Annotated in this window: 3 protein-coding genes; 1 reads left to right on the top strand and 2 read right to left on the bottom strand. The window is 71.8% G+C overall.

Going from position 1 to position 3,920, the window contains the following annotated elements; translation table 11 throughout:
• Positions 1–234: 234 nt before the first annotated feature.
• Positions 235–1,806, bottom strand: coding sequence for a hypothetical protein (locus tag AOK18_RS00350; RefSeq protein ID WP_055692917.1), 1,572 nt, complete (start codon positions 1,804–1,806; stop codon positions 235–237).
• A 956-nt stretch (positions 1,807–2,762) separates the two neighbouring features.
• On the opposite strand from AOK18_RS00350, the gene AOK18_RS00340 reads away from it, so the two are divergent.
• Complete coding sequence (locus AOK18_RS00340) at positions 2,763–3,365, top strand: flavodoxin family protein (protein WP_055692918.1); 603 nt, start codon at positions 2,763–2,765, stop codon at positions 3,363–3,365.
• Positions 3,366–3,498: 133 nt separating this feature from the next.
• On the opposite strand, the gene AOK18_RS00335 is transcribed toward AOK18_RS00340, so the two are convergent.
• Positions 3,499–3,825, bottom strand: coding sequence for a hypothetical protein (locus AOK18_RS00335; protein WP_055572145.1), 327 nt, complete (start codon positions 3,823–3,825; stop codon positions 3,499–3,501).
• Between the last annotated feature and the right edge of the window lie 95 nt (positions 3,826–3,920).

Genomic DNA, 3,920 nt, shown 5'->3' with positions numbered 1-3,920 from the left:
AACCGGCGCCCCGGCGGTCCTCCGTGATCTCCGGCGTCACGCCACGGCGCCGGTTCACCCTTCGGCTCACCGGGTGCCGCGATCGCGGACGACGGAACCGGAGGCGTCCCGTCGGCCGTCCGGTCCCTCCTCTTCCTTCCCCGGCGAACCGGTGAAGGGGGAGGAGGGAGTTCGGGGACGGGGGCCCCGCGGGCAGGACCGGAGGGAGGCGTGCCGGCCGGTCCTCATGTGCCGCTAGCGGACGTCGATGTAGTCCTCCCGCCCGTGGTCCGCGTAGTGGGTGCTCGGGGTGTCGACGTAGCGGATCTGCCAGGTGCCGTCCTGCCGGGCGGTGAACTTCTTGCTGAAGGTGCCGTTGGACAGGGTCTTCGCGGTGCCCAGCTTCTTCCAGGTGGCGCCCTTGGTGGAGGCCTTGAAGTAGACGCGGACCGTCTGCCCGGGGAACGCCTTCCAGGAGGAGCCGGACTTCTGGACCAGGCTGCCCCTGGCCGTGAGCGTCCTGCCCTTGCGCACGTCCTCGGGCGTCATGTCGTCGTCGACGAGCTCGGTGTACTTGCGGCCGAGCTTGAAGGACGCGCTGTTCAACGACGCGCCCGTGTGGCGGAGGCGCCAGTGGCTGCCGGTCGAGCCCTTCTCGGCCGGGGACTCGGTGAAGGTGGCGCCGTACTTCGCGGTGAAGGTCCCCGCACTCGACCAGGTCTTGCCGTCCGTGGAGTGCTCGATGGCGACGACGGCCGACGCGCCCGCGGGGTAGGAGCCCTTCGAGACGCCCAGCCTGCCGGTAAAGGTGACCTTCCGGTACTTGTCCACCCCCGCCTTCAGCGACGTGAACGTGCTCGTCCTCGGAGGCTCGGCGACCTCGAGGGAGTGCGCCGTCGGGTGGAACCAGCCCCATTCGCCGGGCTCGATCCTCACCGTGCCGCCCTGCTTGACGGTGTACCGGGCCGAGAAGGACCCGTCCTTCCGGGTCGGCAGGACCCCCTTGCCGCCGATCGTGAGGCCGTAGCCGGCCATCGGCTTCTCCGTGCCGTCGTCGGCGACACGGGTGAGCTTGCCCCGTACGGGAACCTCACTGCCGTAAGGGGCGTTGACGACACCGAGGGGGGCGTCCACCTTCAGCTTCAGTTCCTGCTTGCGAAACGGCAGGGTGATCGTCTCGTGCTCCGCCCCGAAGCTGTAATGGTGCTGGACGTCGGTGTCCTCCCCGGAGAAGTGCAGGGTGTCGGTGAAGCGTCCCTCGTCGTCCGTCCGCAGCCAGCCGTCCCCGCCGTACGGCGCACTGGTGCGGTGGTAGAGCCCGGCTCCCGCGAACGGTTTGACCTCACGCGTGTTCGGGTCCTCGGCCACGAGGGTGCCGGACACGGTGATCAGGTGGTTGTCGTAGGAGATCCACTGACGGTCGCTGGTGACCGTCAGCCGGGGGGCGAGTCCGTAGTCGAGTTCGCCGTTGTCACGGTCGATGAGTTCGTCCGGCCGGCCTTCCCCGACCACGACGTCCGTGGTGTAGACGCCCATCTCGGGGAGCGTGACCGGCTCGCTCAGGAACTTCATGTCCCAGCAGTCGCTCTCGGGGGCGCACCGGTCGGCGATCCGGACGGTGTCGAGGACCCGGTCGCTTCCCTTCTTCCGGATGCGGATGCTGACGTCCTCGGGACGCACGTGGTCGTCGTAGGACTCGTAGACGGCGTGTATCCGGCCGTCCTTCTCCTGCGTCGAGGTGCGCGACTTGAGGGTGACGTCGGCCGCCTGCGCGGCCGGCGCGGCGATCAGCGTGGAGGCGAAGACCGTGAGGGCCGTCGTGCCCACCGCTGCCGTGATCTTTTTCAAGGGTTCCCCACCAGGTCTGTTCTCGTCGATCCGCCGGAACTCCGTCCTCTCCGCCGGATCGATGGCTGTGTGTGCGGTTCTTGTGGGGGGTGGGTGAGCCCTCCGTCCGCGGTTTCCACCGTCGGCGGGGGCTCCTGTCCGGCTGCCCGGTGTTCCGTTGGGGGGGGAGGGGCCGCCGAGTGTCTTGTACGTCGGCTCGAGCGAGGTCACCGTGTACGTCTTCGAGCCCGTGCCGGTGCTGCCGGACCTCGACCCCTTCAGCGGGCGGGCCCCGCCCCGGCGGGTGTCGCCGGCTGCTCGTTCGCGTCGGTCACGAGGCCGGCGCGGCCGTCCCGGGTGGGGTCGACGGGCCTCGGGTTCCGGCCGAAGCGGTCGTCGTTCCCGACGGCGCCCCCGATGCCGGACGCGTTCCGGTGGTACGCCTCGGCCCCGGTGCCGGACGGGCCGCCCTCGCGGCCGGGCAGGACCGTGACCGCGCCGCCCCGGCGCTTGCCCGCGTGGTCCTGCCCGGGGCCGCCGGGGCGACGGGGAGGGAGGTGCGGACCGCCGTCGCGAGTGCAGAGGCGGTGACGGGGGCGGTGCGTGAGGCGCGCATGGTTCTCCGTTGTCCGTGAAGTGCCCCCGGGGCCCGAGATGTCCGAGGTCTCCGAGGTGTCCCGGGCGTCCGACGTGCCCGCGGGGCACTTGAACTGCGCTCTTGGACTCGCCCGGAGGCCCGATGGTTGTACGCGGCACAGGAAGGGGCGCGGATACGGTGCGGGCAGGGGTGCGGGCTCGGGCAGGGGCACGGGCTCGGGCTCGGGCGCATCCGGCTCGCGGCCCGTCGGTCGGCCGCGGAGAGCCGAGCGCCGTTACCCCGGCCGCCCAGGGGTACTCGGGGGAGCACCGTGGACCCGCCCTCGTACGGCGGGCCGTCCCCCTACCTCGGAGCGAACGTGAAAGCACTGGTCATCAACTGCACCCTCAAGGCGTCCCCCGAGCCCTCCAACACCGAGGCGCTGGCCACGGTGGTCGCGGAGCGGCTGTCGGAACACGACGTGAAGGTGGACTTCGTACGGGCCGTCGACCTCCGCCTCGCCCCCGGCGTGGTCACCGACGCGGGCGAGGGCGACGAGTGGCCCCCGGTCCACGCGAAGCTCCTGGAGTCGGAGATCCTGATCATCGCCTCGCCGACCTGGCTGGGCCGGCCGTCCTCGGTGGCGCAGCGCGTGCTGGAACGCATGGACGCGATGATCTCCGAGACGGACGACGAGGACCGCCCCGTCGCCTACAACCGCGTCGCCGGGGTGGTGGTCACCGGGAACGAGGACGGCGCCCACCACGTGATCAGCGAGATCTCCGGAGCCCTCGGGGACATCGGCTACACGATTCCCGGCCAGGCGTGGACGTACTGGCACCTCGGCCCCGGCCCGGGACCCGACTACCTGGACGAGCAGCGGGGCCGCGAGTGGGCGCACGACACCGGGCGCGCCATGGCCGACAACCTCTTCGGCGTCGCCCGGGCACTGGCCGCGCACCCGTTGCCGGCCACCGGCTGAGGTCCCCTTCCCGGCCTCCCTCCGGCCCCCCGCCGGTTGTCTCCCCGCCGCGCGCGGGGACGTGGCCCGCCGGTCGTGTGCCGTCCTCCGCCCCGGCTCCTCCCGGCGGGCCCCTCCCGCCGCGCTCCGCGCGTCAGCGGTCGAGCGCGTCCTTCAGCTGCTTCTTCGTCATCGACGAGCGGCCGTGGATGTCGCGCTTCCTGGCCTCCTCGTACAGCTGGTCCCTGGTCGGCCCCTCCGCACCGCTGTGCGAACGCTGCCCGCCGCGCTGGGAGGCCGACTTCGGGTCACGCGTGGAGGTCTTGCTCGCGGTCCTGGACTCGCCCGACCTGGCCCGCTCCTTGTTGACCGTCCGGGCCGCGATCTCCTCGGCCCGCTTCGGCGACTCGCCGCGGTCCTCGGCACTCTCCTTGATGTGTTCGTACTGGCGTTCACGCTTGGGGCTGGATCCGGCCGGCATGGTGGTCCTCCCTTTCTCACGTCTCACGGTTCTCACGTCCCGCGGTCCCGCGCGCCCTCCCGTCCGGGCCGCGGTCGGACGGGAGGGCGCGCGGG

It is taken from the genome of Streptomyces prasinopilosus (assembly GCF_001419695.1).
Classification (GTDB): domain Bacteria; phylum Actinomycetota; class Actinomycetes; order Streptomycetales; family Streptomycetaceae; genus Streptomyces; species Streptomyces prasinopilosus.
This window is presented reverse-complemented; position numbering and strand designations above follow the sequence as displayed.